Origin of the sequence: Amycolatopsis sp. NPDC051372 (genome assembly GCF_040682095.1) — a bacterium.
In the GTDB taxonomy this organism is placed as follows: domain Bacteria; phylum Actinomycetota; class Actinomycetes; order Mycobacteriales; family Pseudonocardiaceae; genus Amycolatopsis.
This window is the reverse complement of record NZ_JBFBAF010000015.1, coordinates 34,140-52,596: the sequence shown is the minus strand read 5'-3', so window position 1 is coordinate 52,596 and position 18,457 is coordinate 34,140. Positions and strand designations below refer to the sequence as shown.

13 protein-coding genes are annotated in these 18,457 nt (G+C 70.7%); 5 read left to right on the top strand and 8 right to left on the bottom strand.

The window, feature by feature from the left end; genetic code table 11:
• Window positions 1–57: 57 nt before the first annotated feature.
• The 5 genes from AB0M56_RS22930 to AB0M56_RS22910 all read right to left on the bottom strand — a co-directional run bounded on the left by AB0M56_RS22930 (window position 58) and on the right by AB0M56_RS22910 (window position 7,270).
• Complete coding sequence (locus AB0M56_RS22930; protein WP_364179363.1) at window positions 58–1,413, bottom strand: carboxylesterase family protein; 1,356 nt, start codon at window positions 1,411–1,413, stop codon at window positions 58–60.
• A gap of 136 nt (window positions 1,414–1,549) precedes the next feature.
• Window positions 1,550–4,294 (bottom strand): alkaline phosphatase family protein, encoded by a 2,745-nt coding sequence (locus AB0M56_RS22925; protein WP_364179362.1) that lies wholly within the window; start codon window positions 4,292–4,294, stop codon window positions 1,550–1,552.
• 4 nt (window positions 4,295–4,298) lie between these two features.
• The gene (locus AB0M56_RS22920; RefSeq protein WP_364179360.1) at window positions 4,299–5,681 is read right to left on the bottom strand and encodes an ABC transporter permease; all 1,383 of its coding nucleotides are present in this window, start codon (window positions 5,679–5,681) and stop codon (window positions 4,299–4,301) included.
• Window positions 5,678–6,643: an ABC transporter ATP-binding protein gene (locus AB0M56_RS22915; RefSeq protein ID WP_364179358.1), complete on the bottom strand. Its 966-nt coding sequence runs from the start codon at window positions 6,641–6,643 to the stop codon at window positions 5,678–5,680. Before AB0M56_RS22915 ends, AB0M56_RS22920 begins: the two co-directional genes overlap by 4 nt.
• 171 nt (window positions 6,644–6,814) lie before the next feature.
• Complete coding sequence (locus AB0M56_RS22910) at window positions 6,815–7,270, bottom strand: amidohydrolase family protein (protein WP_364179356.1); 456 nt, start codon at window positions 7,268–7,270, stop codon at window positions 6,815–6,817.
• Window positions 7,271–7,302: 32 nt separating this feature from the next.
• On the opposite strand from AB0M56_RS22910, the gene AB0M56_RS22905 reads away from it, so the two are divergent.
• A complete protein-coding gene (locus AB0M56_RS22905) occupies window positions 7,303–7,431 on the top strand; it encodes a hypothetical protein (RefSeq protein WP_364179354.1) in 129 nt (42 codons plus the stop codon).
• Between the two features lie 92 nt (window positions 7,432–7,523).
• Here the strand turns inward: AB0M56_RS22905 and AB0M56_RS22900 are convergent, their stop codons facing one another.
• Entirely contained in the window at window positions 7,524–7,661 is a 138-nt protein-coding gene (locus tag AB0M56_RS22900) for a hypothetical protein (protein WP_364179352.1), read from the bottom strand.
• 234 nt (window positions 7,662–7,895) lie between these two features.
• On the opposite strand from AB0M56_RS22900, the gene AB0M56_RS22895 reads away from it, so the two are divergent.
• A complete protein-coding gene (locus AB0M56_RS22895; protein ID WP_364179350.1) occupies window positions 7,896–8,798 on the top strand; it encodes an IS5 family transposase in 903 nt (300 codons plus the stop codon).
• A gap of 521 nt (window positions 8,799–9,319) precedes the next feature.
• Here AB0M56_RS22895 and def read toward each other — a convergent pair.
• Window positions 9,320–9,820, bottom strand: a complete 501-nt coding sequence (gene def, locus AB0M56_RS22890) for a peptide deformylase (RefSeq protein ID WP_364179348.1) — start codon at window positions 9,818–9,820, stop codon at window positions 9,320–9,322.
• Between the two features lie 147 nt (window positions 9,821–9,967).
• Window positions 9,968–14,644: an ATP-dependent helicase gene (locus tag AB0M56_RS22885; RefSeq protein WP_364179611.1), complete on the bottom strand. Its 4,677-nt coding sequence runs from the start codon at window positions 14,642–14,644 to the stop codon at window positions 9,968–9,970.
• Window positions 14,645–14,962: 318 nt separating this feature from the next.
• Here AB0M56_RS22885 and AB0M56_RS22880 point away from each other — a divergent pair, with 318 nt between their 5' ends.
• The 3 genes from AB0M56_RS22880 to recA all read left to right on the top strand — a co-directional run bounded on the left by AB0M56_RS22880 (window position 14,963) and on the right by recA (window position 18,386).
• Complete coding sequence (locus tag AB0M56_RS22880; protein WP_364179346.1) at window positions 14,963–16,801, top strand: Hsp70 family protein; 1,839 nt, start codon at window positions 14,963–14,965, stop codon at window positions 16,799–16,801.
• A 75-nt stretch (window positions 16,802–16,876) separates the two neighbouring features.
• Window positions 16,877–17,071: a DUF3046 domain-containing protein gene (locus tag AB0M56_RS22875; protein ID WP_364179344.1), complete on the top strand. Its 195-nt coding sequence runs from the start codon at window positions 16,877–16,879 to the stop codon at window positions 17,069–17,071.
• A gap of 265 nt (window positions 17,072–17,336) precedes the next feature.
• Window positions 17,337–18,386 (top strand): recombinase RecA, encoded by a 1,050-nt coding sequence (gene recA / locus AB0M56_RS22870; protein ID WP_364179342.1) that lies wholly within the window; start codon window positions 17,337–17,339, stop codon window positions 18,384–18,386.
• Window positions 18,387–18,457 lie beyond the last annotated feature (71 nt).

Genomic DNA, 18,457 nt, shown 5'->3' with positions numbered 1-18,457 from the left:
GCACCCGACAGTAACGGCGATCCACACCCGCGCGAACGCGTGGTTTTTCAGAGGCCGTCAGGCCCGGAACACGAACACCCCGCCGTCCTCGCGGTGCCGCGGCCACCCCGGGTCGCCGGTCGTGGCGAAAGCCACCCACGCCGCCTGTACCCGATCCGCCAGCGCACGCGGCGGCGTCGGCCCTTCGAGATCGGACAACCCGAGGTTGCCGAACACGAACCCCAGCTCCAGCCCGTGCGCAGCGCCCACACCGGGCAACGGCGAGGGCCACGCGAACTCGTACACGAATGCCGGCCGTGCCCGGGCGATCTCCGTGACCGGACGGCGGAACAGGGCGTCGGTCAGCACGTCGGCGTAAAGCTCGACCGGCGTCGTCCCTTCGGGAGCGGCTTCGACCGCAAGACCCAGCCGTCCCAGCAATTCCGTCACGTCCGAGTGCGAGACACCGTCCGGAAGCGACGCGCCGGCCAGCGCCAGCAGCTCGTCGGCGTTGGTGCCGATCAACAGATCCACCCCGCCGCCGCGCACGACCACGTCGAACGGCGGTTCGGTCAGTACCTCCCCGTCCACCACCGGCAGGAACGGCTGCGCGGCGGCCACGGTCGTCGCACCCCAGCGGGCGGAGTCGAGATCGGCCGTGAGGTCCGTGACGGCCGCCGTCGACAGCGCGGCGAGCTTCTCCGGCGCGACGCGCGCGAACCCCGCCGCCGTCGGCTCCACGCCGGCCGCGCGCGCGATCTCGCCGGTGACCAGAAGCGCGTCGGACGCGGAAAGCGCGGCCCGCGCGCCGGCGCTCTGCACGATCGCCCGCCGGAACAGGCCGCGATCCATCGCCACGTGCGCCAGCGTCGCGCCCGCGCCCGCCGACGTGCCGAACAACGTCACCGCGTCCGGATCCCCGCCGAACGCCGCGATGCCGGAGCGCACCCACTCCAGCGCCGCGACCTGGTCGAGCAGCGCGCGGTTCGCGACCGCGTCCGGCAGCAGCGCGAAGCCTTCCGCGCCGAGCCGGAAGTTCACCGACACGAACACGACCCCTCGCCGCGCCAACGCCGCTCCGTCGTAGATCGGCATCGCCGACGAACCGGTGACGTTCGAGCCGCCGTGCAGCCACACCAGCACCGGCAGTCCGGCCGCGTCCGGGTCGGGCGTCCACACGTTGAGGTTGAGGCAGGCCGGCCCCTCGACCACCGGCTCCGCCAGGAACGAACCCGGCAACGGAACCGAAGGCGCGGTCGGCCCGAACTCGTGCGCGTCACGCACGCCGTCCCACGCCTGGGGCGGGCGCGGCGCCCGGAACCGTGCCTCGCCGAACGGCGCGGCCGCGTAAGGGATGCCGAGGAACCGCGTGACGCCTTCGCGCACGCTGCCCCGCACCCGGCCGTACGGGGTGGTGACGATGGGATCGGTCATCCCTCCATCGTTACCAGCGCCGGGCCCGCACCGGGGCGCGGCTGCCCGAATCGCCGGCGATTTCTGTCCCGAACGCACGAACCCCCGGCCGGCGGTGATGCCGGCCAGGGGCCCGTGTCATGACTCAATCAGTGACTCAGCCGTCCGACTCGGCCGACGGGATGTACGCACCCGGCACCTGATCCGGCGAGAAGACCTTGTTCTCACCGGGGTACGGGGTCTTGAACCCGTGCGTCTGGTACCACGTGAAGTGGTTCATCTGCGCGGGGTTCGCGTAGTCCGCCGTCGCGTTCGGACCGGTGAGGCGCTGGTTCTTCTGCCACGCCGACCACTGCGAAGCGACCTGCTGCTTGTCCGCCGGCACCGCGGTGTCGGGCTGAACGGACGCGAACTGCGGAGCCACCACGTCCGGACCGCACGACGGCTGCGTCGCGAGGCCGCCCGTGAGCGACGTGCGGTTCGCCACCGCGTTGAACGGCGTGAGGTTCGGCTTGCTCGTGAACGCACTCGCCATCGGGGTGGCCGCGCTGTCCTTCTGGTTCATCGGCTGGATCCCGAGGATCTGCTCGATCGTGCGAACCATCGTGATCTGCGAGTAGTACGTGCTGTCCACGACACCGTGCTGGGCGTACGGGCTGATGATCTGGATCGGCGCCCGGTGCCCGTCGACGTGGTCCAGGCCGGCCTGGGAGTCGTCCTCGACCACGAAGATCGCGGAGTCCTTCCAGTACTGGCTGTGCGAGATCGTGTCGACGATCTTGCCCACGGCGAGGTCGTTGTCCGCGACCTGGGCGGCGGCGTTCGCGGGACCACCGGTGTGGTCACTGGAAAGCCAGAACATGTTCAGGTTCGCGGGGCCGTTCTTCTCGAAGTCCTGCTGCCAGATCTGCTCCCGGTAGACGTCCGGCACGCTGGTGTCGAACTTCGGGAAGCCGTGCACCGACACGTCGTTGAGCGACGGGATCGGCGACGACGACACGAGCGGGTAGGCGCTGGGCTCACCCGTCGCGGCCATGTTCTTGCTGTCGCAGTACAGGTTCTGCCAAGACGCGCCCGAAGGCTTGGTCAGGAACTGCTGGAACTCGCCGAAATCGCGCACGGTGTTGCCCGCCGCCTCGGCACCCGACCACAGCGTGCCGGAGGCCTGGTGGCCCAGCACGTCGTCCTCGGTGTCGTAGCTGCGCAGGTACTCACCGGCCGAGGACTCGGTGTACTCCGGGTCGTCGGCCTGCATGAGCCAGTTGTGGCCCTCGGCGGAGTTCGTGCCGATGTCGTACGTGTTGTCGTACAACCCGAACTGCTGCGCCAGCGCGTGCTGGTTCGGCGTCACGTTCTCGCCGAACTGCGCCAGCGCCGCGTCGCCGTTGCCCTGCGGGATGTCACCGAAGACCTGGTCGTAGGTCCGGTTCTCCTTGACGAGCAGGAACACGTGCTTGATCGGCGACGGGTCGCCGAGGCGAGCCGGCACGGGAACCGGCTTCTTGTTCTTGCCGTTCGCCACCTGGACAGCGTTGTTCGTCCAGCCGTTCTGCTTGAACACCTTCGGCGTGTACGACTTGATCGTCCGGTCGTCGGGCAGCTGGAAGCGCTGCACGCTGGACGTCGTGTCGTGCGTGCCGTGCCCGGCGGCCGTGGTCGGGCGCTGGGCGTCGATGCCGCGGGTGTTGGACACGACGATGTCCTTGCCCACTGTGGCGATCGCGGTCGGGAAGTAGTCCGTGGGCAGCAGGCCGATGTAGCTGGCCGGCTCCTTCGGGCTGGCGTACTTGTAGACGGCGATCGCGTTGGCGCGGCCGAGCGTCACCAGCAGGTGCCCGTCCTTGGTGAGCGTGATGCCGTCGGGCTCGTACCCGACCGTGGCCTCGGGCCACGGCTGGGTCGCGATGGTCTGGGTGACCTTGTCCTTGCCCGAATCGATCACGGACACGTTGTTGCTCGACGTGTTCGCGACGAACACCGTGCCGTTGCTGGCGTACACCGCGGTCGGGTGGAGCCCGACGTTGATGGTCGCCACGGCGGCGGCCGGCTTCGCGGTGTTGATCACTGAAACCGTGCCGGTGGTGGAGGCACCCGTGAACGGGTCGGCCGGCACCTGGGTGTTGTACGAGTTGATCGTCGTCTCACCGGGGAGCGGCATCCGGCCGCCCTCGTTGCTGACGTAGAGCTTCGAGCCCACGAGCACGAGGTCGCGCGGCGCGATGCCGGTGTTCCAGCTCTGCTGGACGGCGCCGGTCGACGCGTTGATGGCGACCACGCGGTTCTGGCCGTTCACGGCGGCGTACACGACGGCGCCGTCGGGCGAGAACACCGCCTGGGCGACCAGGGCGTGCTTGGGTCCGTCGGCGGGGATCTTGACGGACACGGGGTTGGCGAGCGAGCCGTCGGCGTTCACCGAGAACTTGGTGTAGCCGTCGGTCTGGGCGAGCCACAGGAACTTGCCGTCGGGAGAGTACGACGGACCTTCCTGGCCGACGTCGCTGCCGGCGATCTTGAGGTTCACCTTCGCCGAGGTGCCGATCAGCTGCTGGACCTTGTAGCTCTTGAGGTCCACGATCGTCAGCGCGGCGTCGCCGTCGGTGGTCAGCGCGGCGAGGTGCGTGCCGTCCGGGCTGATCTTCGACGCCATGATCTTGCCGTCGTTCACGACCAGCCGGTCGCCGATCGGGTCGAGGTACTGGTCGCTCGAGACGACCAGCCCGTCCTTGGTGTTCTGGCCGACATGCTGCTGGCCGAACTCCTGCGTCGACGCGGTGCCGATGCCGGAGCCCGTCACGACCAGGGCGAGTGTGGCGGTTCCGGCGGTGACCAGGCGGATCTGACGCGATCTGCCGGTGCTGGACCTGGCTCTCCCTGCACGCCTGCGGCGGCGTGTTACCTGCATGGGGTCATCCCTTCGGGGTGTTGGACAGCAGTTCGACGCTGGCGTCGAACTGCCACAGCGGGTTGGGTTGGTCCCCGGTCGGGGTCCGCACCTGGAAGTAGCCGTTCACTTCCTTCGGCCCGTCGCCGTCGGCGACGAACCGCCCGTCTGAGGTGACGTCGAGCTGGTAGATGGCCTGACCAGTCGCTTCGACGCCGGGGAGATGCCACGAGACGACGCACCGCCAGTCGTTGCCCGGTCCTTCCTGGGCGACGAGGCCGCCGCCCTTCTGGCACTCGGACGTGACGCCCAGCTGGGCTTCCGTCACGGCGGGGCGGTGCAGTTCGTCGGTCTGCAGGCGGTAGAGATGCGCGAACGTGGTCGAAAGCGACTGCTGCACCTTGTCCTGCGTCACGCCGGAGCCGAGCGACGGCGTGGCCACGGCGATCACCGCGAAGGCGACCACGATCAGCCCGACCAGCGGCAGCGCGCCGGCGGTGATGGTGCGGCGGGCCGAGCCGTCGTAGCTCAGGTTGGTGAAATCGCGTCGCAGGAACAGGAAGTAGGCCAGCGCGGTCGCCACGACTGTCCACACGAGACAGACGAGGATGCTGACGAGCAGCGGTCCGGCTTGCGCGGGACTGGTGAACAGCCCTTCCCACGCGATGAACGAGTACGTCGGCAGCGCGAGGCGCACGGCCACGGGCAGCGGCAGCAGCTGGGCCACCGCCATCCCGAGCGCGACGACGGCGGGCAGCAGCAGGCCCATCGGCGACCGGCCCAGCGCGACGGACCCGAGCAGCCCGACCGCGGCCAACGCGAGCGTCGGGGCGAGCGCGCAAACCCACGCGAGCAGCACGTGACCGGCGGCGGCGCCGGGGGAGAGCAGGTGCCCGTCGAGTCCGACGAGCTGCCGGTTGCCGGCGCCGAGGACACCGCCGACGGCGCTGGACACGGCCAGGCCGGCCACGAGCACGAAGATCACGGTGAGACTGGCCAGCACCTTGGCCACGAAGATCCGCCGGTACGACCGGACGGCCACCAGCAGGTGCCGCCAGGTGCCGAGCCGGTCCTCGGACGCGAACACGTCGCCGGCGACCACCGACGTGAGCAGCGGGAGCGCGTAGCTGCCGGCGAACCCGAGCATCACGAGCGAACCGGCCCAGCCGGTGGCGTTCATCCAGCGGCCGAAGACGGTGTCCACCGGCAGGTCGCTCTGCTGGCTCACCGCGGCGACGAACAGCGCCGGGGCGATCCAGCAGGCGAGCACCAGCAGGCGGACTCGCCACTGGGAGACGAGTTTGACCAGCTCGAAGCGGTAGCCGCGGGCCACGGAGGCAGGTGCCTCGCGTGCGGTCGGGGTTTCCGGTGTACCCGGCGTGCCGGGTTCGGTGAGGGTCGCGGTCATCGGGCGGACTCCTGCTGCTGAGACGCGGTTTCGGACGCCTCTTCGGATTCGGTGAGGGCGAGGAACGCGGCCTCAAGCGGCGACACCACGGGCGCGAGTTCGCGGAGAGCCACGCCCGCGTGGACCAGGCGCACCACGAGGTCGTCGAGCGCGGGCACGAGCGCGCGCACCACGAGCAGGCCACTGTCCTTTCCGGACTCGTCGCCGAGCCGGATGCCGGGGGTTTCGGCCGCGAGCTTCCGCGCGGCCTCGCGATCGGAGGTCACGAGCCGGTAGTCGAGCTCCTGATTCTCCGACGAGAGCTTGCCCAGCGGACCGGTGAAGACGACGCGGCCGGTCGCGATGATCGTGACCTCCGAGCACAGCGCTTCGAGGTCGTCCATGCGGTGGCTGGACAGCACGACGGTGGCGCCTTCGGCCGCGAGCCGCGTGAGGACCCCGTGCACGTGTTTCTTGCCGGCGGGGTCGAGGCCGTTGGCGGGCTCGTCGAGCACGAGCAGGCGCGGGTGGGTGAGCAGGGCGGCGGCGAGGCCGAGCCGCTGGCGCATGCCGAGGGAGAAGCCGCGCACGCGGTCGTCGGCGACGTCGGTGAGCCCGACCTGGGCGAGCGCGTCGTCGATGCCGGCGGTGCGGGTGTCGCCGCCGCGCAGGGCGGCCAGGGCGGCAAGGTTCTTCCGCGCGGTGAGCGAGGGGTAGAGGCCGGGGCCGTCGACGAACCCGGCGACGCCGCCGGGAGCGTCCAGCGTCCGCCCGACGGGCGAGTCGAGGATCTCCAGGCGGCCCTCGTCCGCGACGGCGAGGCCCAGCAGCAGACCCAGCAGTGTGGTTTTGCCCGCGCCGTTCGGCCCGGCCACTCCGTGGATCTGCCCCTGGGCGACGTCGAGATCGATTTCGTCGAGCGCGACGACTTCGCCGAAACTTTTGGTGATTCCCCGAGCCCGGACTGCCAGAGGTGTGTCCATGGTCCCTTTGCTTTCGTCGTGAAACGTGCGTCAGGAACTTAGGGACGGTAAATTAATCTCGAGCCGGTGCCGGGTGAACGATCGGGGAACGGGGCTCGGACGAAACAAGTCGCACTCGTGGATTGTCCGAGTTAAATCGTGATCTTGCCTTGAGTTAACTGTCGCCTTGCATCAGGGGAGTCGGAACAGGGCCAGCGCGTTGTCCCTGCCGATCTTGCGACGGTCGGGTTCGTTCAGGGGTGCGGAGTCGAACCAGCCGGCCGCGTGGTCGACGTTTTCGAACCGCCAGTCGGTGGAGAAGAGCACGCGATCGGCGCTCAGTTCCGACACCGCGGCGAGCAACGACTGGGTGCGGAAATTGCCGGACGTCGTCACGTAGAAGTGCTCGGTGAAGTATTCGGTGATCGGCCGTTTGGCAGGATAGGGGAGCGCGGCATTGCTCCATTTGTTGTGGTGGTCGATCAGCCAAAGGGAGTAAGGAAGTCCTTCGCCGAGGTGACCGAGAATGATGTTCACCCCGGCGTGGCGGTCGAACAACCCCGACGCGGCCAGGCGCAGCGCGTGCGCCGCCTTCTGCTGGCCGAATGCCCAGGCCGGGCCGAGCAGCCACTCGTGGCCGGCGTACACGCGGGCGTCCTGCGGCAGCGGGTTGCGGTCCCGTGCCCCACGGCGTCACCGGTCTGGAGCTCGACGCGCGCGGCCTGATCACGCGCGCGACCGCCGTCTGGACGGCTCCTTCGTCGACGACGCGATGCGCCGCATTGGCGCAGAAGGCGGTCGAGCACTGATGGCGGCGGGGGATCCGGATTGGTGCCGGGGAGGGTGCCGGGCGGGAGAAGCGGGTTCGGCGTTCTTCGGCTGACCCCGCTTCTCCGCGTGATCAGGCGTCGGCGGTGGTCCAGGTGTCCACGGTGCGGAAGCCGAGCGTCCGCGCGAGCTGCTCGTTGGTCGGGTCGATCGCCGGCAGTCCGCCCCGCGCGCCGCCGTCGAACGCGTCGTGCAGGATTCGGGCGGCCACCAGCGTGACGCCGCGGGCAGATCGAGCATTGCCGCGCTGAGCAGATCGCGCACACTGTCGGCCGGCGCACCCGTGGCCGCGACGGAACGTCGAGGAACGTCTAGCGCCTGTTTCAATGCGCTGACCAGCGAAGCTTCCGAACGGGGTCGCCAGCACGGCGTGTCGTAGATCAAATAGACGAGGTCTCCGGTAGATCGATCAACGACCAAGCTGATCAAGAACACCGGAGACCTCGTGGCCAGCGTAGCGGCGACGGGGCGAGCCGACCTGACCGACGCGCAGTGGGCAATCCTGGAACCGTTGCTGCCCGTCGGCCAGAAGCCAGGCCGCCCACCGAAATGGACCAAGCGTCAACTCCTGAACGGCATCCGCTGGCGAGTCCGTGTCGGCTCGCCCTGGCGCGACGTTCCACCCGATTACGGTTGCTGGCAGACGATCTACGGCCTGTTCCGGCGCTGGCAGCGAGCCGGTGTCTGGGCGGTGATCCTCGCAGCACTCCAAACCCGGGCCGACGCTGCCGGACTGATCACCTGGGACGTGAGCGTGGATTCCACGATCAACCGAGCGCATCAGCACGCAGCGGGCGCACGCACCCACAGCGAACTGCAGAAGGAGCCTCCGGGCGGCATCGGAGAGCCCGAACCGGCCGATCACGCGTTAGGCCGGTCGCGGGGTGGATGGACCACCAAGCTGCACCTGGCCACCGAACAAGGTCAAAAACCGCTGTCATTGCTGGTGACAGCTGGGCAGCGCGGTGACTCGCCGCAGTTCGAGACGGTGCTGGCCGGGATCCGGGTCGCCCGCACTGGCGGCGGGCGAGCCCGGACCCGACCGGATCGAGTGCTGGCCGACAAGGCCTACAGTTCCCGCGCCAACCGGGCCCATCTCCGGCAGCGCGGAATCGTCTGCACGATTCCCCAGCCCGCCGACCAGATCCAACATCGTCGCAACCGTGGGCGCGCAGGTGGCCGACCGCCAGCGTTCGACCCCGACATCTACAAGCAGCGGCACGCGGTCGAGTGCGGGATCAACCGCCTCAAACGCAACCGAAGCCTGGCCACACGGTTCGACAAACTCGCGGTTCGCTACGAGGCAACAGTCCACGTCGCTGCGATCAACGAGTGGCTACGCCATTGAAACAGGCGCTAGCGCGTAAGCCCCGTCGACGCGCCGTACTGTCGCACCGGGCGGGGTTGTGTCGAATGTCGTGGGGTTCTTCTCGAGAACGGTGAGCGCGCGCTGATCCTGCACCGTGAGCCTGTGCCTTTCCGCGAGCTCCGTGAACGGCGTCGCGGCACCCCTGGTCCGCAACGCCCCACGGCACCCCGTGTCACGGCATTTGTGCGGCGAATTCCGCCATTTCCGCGACGCTCGGTTTTCCGCGATCCCGAACACGCCGTTCATCCGGGCCTGGCTCTGGAAGCTGACCGGCAGCGCGCGGCCTTTTCCGGCTTGATCGGCTGACCTCGGCAACGCGCTGAGCAGGTATTTCGTGGTCTGGAGCCAGTCACTGTTCGCCGCGTCGGCCACATCCCGGCCCCGCGGCGCGGCCGTCGCGGGTGCTCCCATCGCTTGCGATATTCAAGAGTGTGAACAAATCCCGGTGTTTCCGTTCGTGAAACGTTTCCGCAAACATGAATGCACTTCGCCGATGGTGCTCAGCGGTTCCAGAACCAGTCCTTGCCCCGCGCCTGCTTGAGCGCCTGCTTCTTGCGCTCGGGCGTCAGGCGGTCCAGGTAGAGCATGCCGTCCAGGTGGTCGGTCTCGTGCTGCAGGCACTGCGCCAGCACGTCGACCCCCTCGACCTCGATCGGCTCGTTGCGCAGGTCGACGCCCCGCACCACCGCGTGCTTGGCCCGCACGGTCGGAAACCACAGCTCCGGCACCGACAGGCAGCCCTCGTCGATGTCGTGCGTCTCCTCCGACAACGAGACGATCTCGGGGTTGATGACGTAGCCCGTCAGGCCACCCACGTCGTAACTGAACACCCTCAGCCCCACCCCGATCTGCGGCGCCGCCAGCCCCGCGCGCCCGTCCGGTTTCACCGAGTCCATGAGATCCGTGACCAGCGCCTCGACCTTCTTGTCGAAAGTCGTCACGGGATCGCAGACCGTCTTGAGCACCGGGTCCCCGAAGTAGCGCAGAGCGCGCATCGCCATGATCGAACGTCCTTCTTCCCGCCGGGTATCCGGACGAAGTGTAATGACCACCGGGTCCACGGCCGTGCCGACCTCGCCCGATGCCCGTCACTCAGCCACTCAGAAACTCAGGCGCTCACGTACTCGAATACTTGGACACTCGAATACTCAGGCGCGTAACCGCAGCCCCTTCGGCGTCGCCCGGAAGCCGGCCTCCCGGAGGATGTCGGCGAGTTCCGAGGTGAGGGCTTGTTCGCCGTCGGCGCGTTGGACGGCCAGCTGGCCCAGCCAGCCCTCGCGGACGGCAGTGGAGAGGCCCGCCGCCGCGGCTTGGAGGGGGGCGCGGTCCTCGGTGAAGCTCAGTAGCGAGCGGCCGCCGCGTTCGACGTAGAGGACGGGGACGCCGTCGACGAGGACCGCGAGGGCGCCCGCCTTGCGCGCCGGGCGGTGTTTCGTGTCGCCTGTGGCGGCCGGCCAGGGCAGGGCCGCACCGTAGGGCTGGGCGGGGTCGGCGGCGGCCAGCACCACCGCGCGGTCGCTACCGGCCCGAGCCGGGGAGCCGGACCAGCCGTCCGCACCGGGCGCGGGACCCGACACGGCGCGCAGCCGATCGACCGCACCCTTCGCCGCGAACTGCGCCGCGCCGAGGCCCTCCACCACGTAGCCGCGCACGACCTGGCCCGAGTCCTCCATGCCGCGCAACACCTTGTAGATCCCCGAAAACCCGCCCGTAACCCGTTCGGTGTCGAGCGCACCGCGCGTGAGCACGCCGTGCCGTTCGAGGAACGCCTCGGTGCGCGCGTGGGCCCGGCGCGTCGGATCGGTCTCCCGCGCCGGCGTGAGAGCCCAGCGGCCCGCGACCGTCGGCGGTCCCGTGCGCGACGGCATCGCCGGGCGCCCCGCCCGCAGCCGCGCATACCGGCCGCGCGGAGCCTGCCGCCGCGGTTTGTGGGCGCCGTGGCCCGCGACCTGCGCGCGCAGCGGCGCCAGCGTGTCGCCCGTGACCAGCCCGGCCCACACGAGGTCCCACAGCGCGCCTGCGATGTCGCCGTCGTTCGGCGGCGACTCCAGCTGTGGCGAAACCCGGTCCACCAGCTGCCGGAAGAACAGTGCGCCACCCTCCAAAGTGGACAGAAGAGCCTCGTGGACCGGGCTCGACGGCGCGTTCTCCTCGACCTCCGGCAGCAGCAGGTCGGCCACGTCCGTCGGGGCGAGCGCCAGCCACCCGTCCCCGCCGGACAGCGCGCCGCAGCCCGCCCACGTGACCTCGCCGGCCGTGGTGAGCTCGTCGAGCAGCGCGGGGGAGTAGCCCGGCAGCCGGCTCGGCAGGATCAGCGACTCCACGGCACTCGCCGGCAACGGCGCGCCGGCCAGCTGCTCGACCACCGACAGCACGTCGTCAGCCGTCGGCGCCGAGCGCACCCGCGCGCCGATCCCGTGCCACGACGGCAGGAACCGGCCCAGCGCCGCGGGCTCCACGGGCTCGACCTCCGCCCGCAGCTTCGCCAGCGACGCCCGACGCAGCCGCCGCAGCACCGCCGCGTCGCAGTATTCGAGCCCCACGCCGTGGGTGTCCGGGTGCCCGATCGGGCTCAGCTCACCCCGGACCAGCCGCCCCTGCCCGGTCATCCGCTCCAGCACACCCGTGACCACGGCCGAGCCGAGCCCGAACCGCGCGGCCGCCGCCGAAGCCGGGAACGGTGCGCGAATCCGCGCGTACCGCCCGAGCAGATCGCCCAGCGGATCCTCCACCGGTTCCGTGAACGCCTCGGGCACCCCCACAGGCAGCGCGACCCCGAGCGCGTCGCGCACCCGCCCGGCGTCCTCGATCGCCAGATAGCGTTCCTCGCCGGCGATCCGCACCCGGATCGCCCGCCGCGCGGCTTCCAGTTCCTCCAGCCACTCGGGCTGGATCCCTCGTTCCAGAGCCTCCACAGTGGACAGATCACCCAGGAATCGCAACAGGTCGGCCGCGTCCTCGGCCGAACGCGCGTGCCGCTCGGGATCCAGCCGCTGCAGCGACCGCTCCACCTCGCGCACGGCGTCCGGATCCAGCAGCTCCCGGATCGCCTCCGTGCCGAGCAGTTCGGCCAGCAGCCCCGAATCCAGCGACAACGCGGCCGCGCGCCGCTCGGCCAGCGGCGCGTCGGTCTCGTACAGGAACATCCCGACGTAACCGAACAGCAGGCTCCGCGCGAACGGCGACGCCGCCGGCGTCTCCACCTCGACCAGCCGCACCCGCCGCGCCCGGACGTCGGCCATCAGCTCTCGCAGCCCGCCCACGTCGTAGACGTCCTGCAGAACCTCCCGCATCGCCTCCAGCACCACGGGGAACCGCTCGTACTTCGCCGCCACCGACAGCAGCTGGGACGCTCGCTGCCGCTGCTGCCACAACGGGGTCCGCCGCCGCGGATCGCGCCGCGGCAGCAGCAGCGAGCGGGCCGCGCACTCGCGGAACCGCGCGGCGAACACCGCCGACCCGCCGACTTCCGCCACGATCAGCTGCTCGACCTCCTCCGGGTCCAGCAGCACGTCGTCGGCGCCGATGGTGACCTCGCCGCCCTCGGCGTCGAGCGCGTCGGGCAGCCGCAGCACGATGCCGTCGTCGGAATGCGCCACCTGCGCGTCGACACCCCGGTTCTCCCGCAGCCGCGCGGCGATCGCCAGCGCCCACGGTGCGTTGACCTGCGCCCCGAACGGAGAGTGCACCACGATCCGCCAGTCGCCCAGCTCGTCGCGGTAGCGCTCCAGCAGGATCGTCCGGTCGTTCGGCACGTGCCGCGTCGCCGATTTCTGCTCTTCCAGGTACGCCAGCAGGTTGTCGCACGCCCGTTGGTCGAGCCCCGCCGCCGCGGCCCGGTCGCGCGCCGCCACGCTGTCCGAAGTGGACAGCTCCCGCACGAACGCGCCCAGTGCCCGCCCGAGCTCCAGCGGCCGCCCCGCCGCGTCGCCCTTCCAGAACGGCATCCGGGCGGGCTCGCCCGGCGCCGGCACCACGATCACGCGGTCGTGGGTGATGTCCGTGATCCGCCACGACGACGTGCCCAGCAGGATGGTGTCGCCGACGCGCGACTCGTACACCATCTCCTCGTCGAACTCGCCGACGCGCGAGCCGGGTTTGTCGTCGGCCCCCGGCGTCATCACCGTGAACAGCCCTCGATCGGGGATCGTGCCGCCCGACGTGACCGCCAGCCGCTGCGAACCCGGCCGCCCGTGCAGCTCACCGGTCACGCGGTCCCACGTGATCCGCGCCCGCAGCTCGCCGAACTCCTCGCTCGGGTACCGCCCGGCCAGCATGTCGAGCACCGCGTGCAACGCGTCGTCGGGCAACGCGGAGAACGGCGCCGCCCGCCGCACCAGCGCCGCGATCTCCGGCACCGTCCACGACTCGAGCGCCACCATCGCCACCACGTGCTGCGCAAGCACGTCGAGCGGGTTGCGCGGGTACCGCACGGCCTCGATCGCCCCCGCTGCCATCCGCTCCGCGACCACCGCGCACGACACGAGGTCGCCGCGGAACTTCGGGAACATCACGCCGGACGACACGGCCCCCACCTGGTGCCCGGCGCGCCCGACCCGCTGCAGCCCCGACGCGACCGTGGGCGGCGCCTCGATCTGCACCACGAGGTCGACCGCGCCCATGTCGATGCCCAGCTCCAGCGACGACGTCGCCACCACGCACGGCAGCCGCCCGGACTTGAGCTCCTCTTCCACGTGGGTGCGCTGCTCCCGCGACATCGACCCGTGGTGCGCCCTCGCGATCGTCGGCGCCGCACCGGTGGTGAGCCCGGACTGCCCGATCGCCTCGGCGGGGAAGTCGTCGCCGGCCCGCAGCTCCGTCTGCTCGGCCGCCAGCTCGTTGAGCCGCGCCGTGAGCCGTTCGGTGAGCCGCCGCGAGTTGGCGAACACGATCGTCGACCGGTGCGCCTGGATCAGCTCCAGCACCCGTTCCTCGACCGCGGGCCAGATCGACGGCCGCTTCACCTCGGCGCCCGCGATCTCCTCCTGCGTGCCGATGCCGCCCTCGGAAGGCAGCTGCGACAACGACGTGAAGTTCTCCAGCCGCTCCATCGGCGACGGCGCCGGCCCGTCGAGGTTCGCCATGTCCTCCACCGGCACCTCGACGCGGACCTCGATGGTCTTCGCGAGCTTCGGCTGCACCACCTTGACCGGCCGCCCGCCGGCGAGGAAGGAGCTCACCTCGTCGACCGGCCGTACGGTGGCCGACAACCCGATCCGCTGCGCGGGCTTCGGCAGCAGCGCGTCGAGCCGCTCCAGCGACACCGCCAGGTGCGCGCCCCGTTTGCCGCCCGCCACGGCGTGGACCTCGTCGACGATCACCGTCTCCACGCCCGCCAGCGACTCCCGCGCCGACGACGTGAGGATGAGGAACAGCGACTCCGGCGTGGTCACCAGCACGTCGGGCGGCGTCTTGCCGAACGACCGGCGCTCGGCCGCCGTGGTGTCGCCGGTGCGCATGCCGACCTCGATCTCCGGCACCGGCAGCCCCAGCCGCCGCGATGCCTGCGAGATCCCGGCGAGCGGCGCCCGCAGGTTGCGCTGCACGTCGACCGCCAGCGCCTTCAGCGGCGAGACGTAGAGGATCCGGCAGCGCTTGCGCGGCTCCGCCGGCGGTGGTTCCACCGACAGCCGGTCGAGTGCCCACAGGAACGCGGACAGCGTCTTGCCGGACCCGGTGGGCGCCACCACCAGGGCGTGCTGCCCGGCGTGCGCGGCCCGCCAGGCCCCTTCCTGCGCCGCGGTCGGCGCGGCGAACGCCCCCTCGAACCACGTGCGGGTCGCGGGGGAGAAGAGGTCGAGGACGTCTGCTGCCACGTCCTCCATGATGCGCGGCACCCCCGACAGTTTCCGATTCCCGCCGTCGCCAACGGCCCCCTCGCGGCGAACGCCCAGGTCACGGCGTCGCCGACCACCCGACCGGGCGACCCGGACGTGCACTGCGTCACGTCCATGACCTCCCGCACCAACCCCTCCGCCCGGTCGTCCTCTCCAGGCGACCCACCAGCGAGATCGCGCCGGCTTCGGGATTGTGCGGTGCGATCGGCCCCCGGGCCGATCCGACCGTACAATCCCGAAGCCGGCTCAAAGGCGATCTCGCACGCCCCGGTGGAGCCGGGGCAGAAAAAAACACAGGGAGTGGAAGTGCGGATCCTGTCGGTGGACCTGGGGACGTCGAATACGGTCGCCGTGCTTTCCGCACATGGCAGGCCGCCGCGGGTCGTCGAGGTGGACGGCTCGGCCAACATGCCTTCGGCGATCTTCGCCGGCGAGGACGGCCCGATCATGGTGGGCCGCGACGCCGAACGCCGCGCGCGCCTGGACCCCACCCGCTTCGAGCCCAACCCGAAACGCCGCATCGACGAGCAGACGCTGCTGCTGGGCACCGACGTCGTGCCCGTCAACGAAGCGCTCGCCGCGATCCTGCACCGCGTGCTCGACGAGACCACGCGCCAGCTCGGCGGCGAGCAGCCCGACGAGGTCCGCCTCACGCACCCCGCGCAGTGGGGGCCGGTGCGCCGCAACGTCCTGCTGTCCTCGGCCCGGCTCGCGGGCATCGGTGCGAGCGTGGTCCTGGTGCCCGAACCCGTCGCCGCGGCCGCGCACTTCGCGTCGTTCCCGGGCAAGGGGCTCGCGCCCGGGCAGGCGCTCGCGGTGTACGACCTGGGCGCCGGCACGTTCGACGTCGCCGTGGTCGGCGCGACGCAGAACGGCTACGTCGTGCTCGCCGAGGACGGCCTGCCCGACCTCGGCGGCCTCGACGTCGACCAGGCGCTGATGGTGCACGTCGGGCGCGAGGTCTTCCACTCGGATCCCCAGCGCTGGCAACGCCTTCTGCGGCCGGAGTCCACGGCGGACCGACGCACGCGGCGCGCGTTGCAGGAGGACGTGAAGGACGCCAAGGAGGCGCTGTCGCGGCACCCGCAGACCGAGGTGCCGATGCCGGAGCCGTTCAAGGACGTGCTGGTCACGCGCGGAGAACTCGAAGGCCTGGTGCGCCCGGCGATGCTGCGCAGCGTGGAGCTGCTCGCGCGCACGCTGCGGACGGCCGGGCTGACGCCGGATCGTCTCGCGGGCATCTACCTGGTCGGCGGGTCGAGCCGGCTGCCGCTGGTCGGCTCGATGATCGCGGAGAAGCTCGGCGTCGTACCCGCGAGCCTCGACCAGCCGGAGACGGCCGTGGCGCTGGGCGCGCAGCACGTGGCGCGCGACGGGCTGTCGATGCGGACGCAGAACGTGGAAGGCCAGGTCGCGGCGGGTGCGCCCGCGTATGTGCCGGGTGGGTATCCGCCGCCACCGCAGCAGCCTCCGGCCGGGTACGCGCGGCCGTCATTCCCGGCGGGGCCGGCGCCGTCGAACTTCCCGACGTACTCGCCGGCCACCGCAGCCGACCCGGCGAAGAAGAAGAGCCGCGCGAAGCTGTGGATCGGTGTCGCGGCGGCGGTGGTCGTGGTTCTCGCGGCGGGGCTGACGGTGTTCCTGACGTCGTCTTCTTCGGCGCAGACCTACACCGCGGGCCAGTGCCGCACGCCCGGGCAGGCCGACGCCCAGGGCCTGACCGGGTGCCTGCGCCAGCTCGCGGGGAAGATCGCCGACACCGGCGGCTGCCGTCCGGGCATGGGCAACGGCCCCGCCGCGCCCGCGCAGAGCCTCGGCGCCACCTCGACGTGCGCGGCGCCGGGCCGCGCCGGCTCACAGGTGACGTACGTGCAAGGCACGTCGGCCGCCGTGCTGAAGCAGTACACGGACGGGCTGCTCGCCTCCGCCGGCGGCGACCGCGTCGAGGCCGCGTGGAAGGGCAACGGGCTGGAGGGCCACTACTCGTCGGCGGCCGGGCAGAACGCGGCGGTGCTGGTGTTCACCGTGTCCGACCGGCCGCTCGTCGGGTTCATCTACCAGGTCAATTCCGCAGGTCAGGGCGCTGCGCCGACCCCGGGGACGCTGGCGGACTACTTCGAGCAGAGCGTGCAGCCCGGCGAGTGAGCGGGTTTCGTTCGCTGCCGCGGCGCGAACGGCCCGTTCGCGCCGCAGGCGAGGCCGCGAGCTAGCATTCGGCCGATGCGTATCACGGTGTTCCGGCGGCTCATGGCGGACGAGTTCGGCCCCGGGCGGGCCGAGGTCCTGGCCCAGGACCACGTGCTCAGCGGGCTCGGTGGGAAGACCGTCGACCAGGCTCTGGCTGCGGGGATCTCGGCGAAGCAGATCTGGCGTGAGGTGTGCGAAGCGTTCGACATCCCGCCGGAGCGGCGCTGACCTGCGGTTTCCTGGTTCGCCCCGGGGAAGGGGGGGGCTCGGAAGGGCGAAAAATCCTAGCGGACGGGGGTGTCGCCGCAACCCTCGAACACTTGTTCGTCTACAGTGTTGTGCACACCGGGGGCCGGCGATCCACAGATCGATCGCCGTGCCGGGAATTGTCGGTCCCTCCCCGTAGCGTCGGACCGGACAGCGCTTGATCCGGACAGAGCTTGATCTGGACAACCGAACAAGCCACACAGGCCAACCAGCGAGGTGGACCCCAATGCCAGCAGCACCCGACAAGGACAAAGCGCTCGAGCTTGCCCTTGCGCAGATCGACAAGCAGTACGGCAAGGGCTCGGTGATGCGCCTCGGCGAAGAGGGCCGCGCGCCCATCGCCGTGATCCCCACCGGTGCGATCGCCCTCGACGTCGCGCTCGGCATCGGGGGGCTGCCCCGCGGCCGCGTCATCGAGGTGTACGGCCCGGAGTCCTCCGGTAAGACAACGGTCGCCCTGCACGCGGTGGCGAACGCGCAGAAGAACGGCGGCATCGCGGCGTTCATCGACGCGGAGCACGCGCTGGACCCGGAGTACGCCAAGAAGCTCGGCGTGGACACCGACGCGCTGCTCGTTTCCCAGCCGGACACCGGTGAGCAGGCGCTGGAGATCGCGGACATGCTGATCCGCTCCGGCGCGCTCGACATCCTGGTCATCGACTCCGTGGCCGCGCTCGTGCCGCGCGCCGAGATCGAGGGCGAGATGGGCGACTCGCACGTCGGCCTCCAGGCCCGCCTGATGAGCCAGGCGCTGCGCAAGATGACCGGCGCGATGAACAACTCCGGCACCACCGCGATCTTCATCAACCAGCTGCGCGAGAAGATCGGCGTCATGTTCGGCTCCCCGGAGACCACGACCGGTGGTAAGGCGCTGAAGTTCTACGCCTCGATCCGCCTCGACGTGCGCCGCATCGAGACGCTCAAGGATGGCGGCGAGCCGGTCGGCAACCGCACCCGCGTCAAGGTCGTGAAGAACAAGATGGCCCCGCCCTTCAAGCAGGCCGAGTTCGACATCCTCTACGGCCACGGCGTCTCCCGCGAAGGCTCGCTCATCGACATGGGCGTCGACCAGGGCATCCTGCGCAAGTCCGGCGCCTGGTACACCTACGAGGGCGACCAGCTCGGCCAGGGCAAGGAAAACGCGCGGAAGTTCCTGCGCGACAACCCGGACATCGCCAACGAGATCGAGAAGCGCATCAAGGAGAAGCTGGGCATCGGCCCGCAGGTCGACGCCGAGGTCGCCGAAGCTGCGGTTCCGGCGCCGGTCGACTTCTGAAGTCGATCGGAAGGGTGAGTTGTGTTCGCGGAACGCGCTCACCCAGCGGATCGATTCAGGTGTCCTGTGGG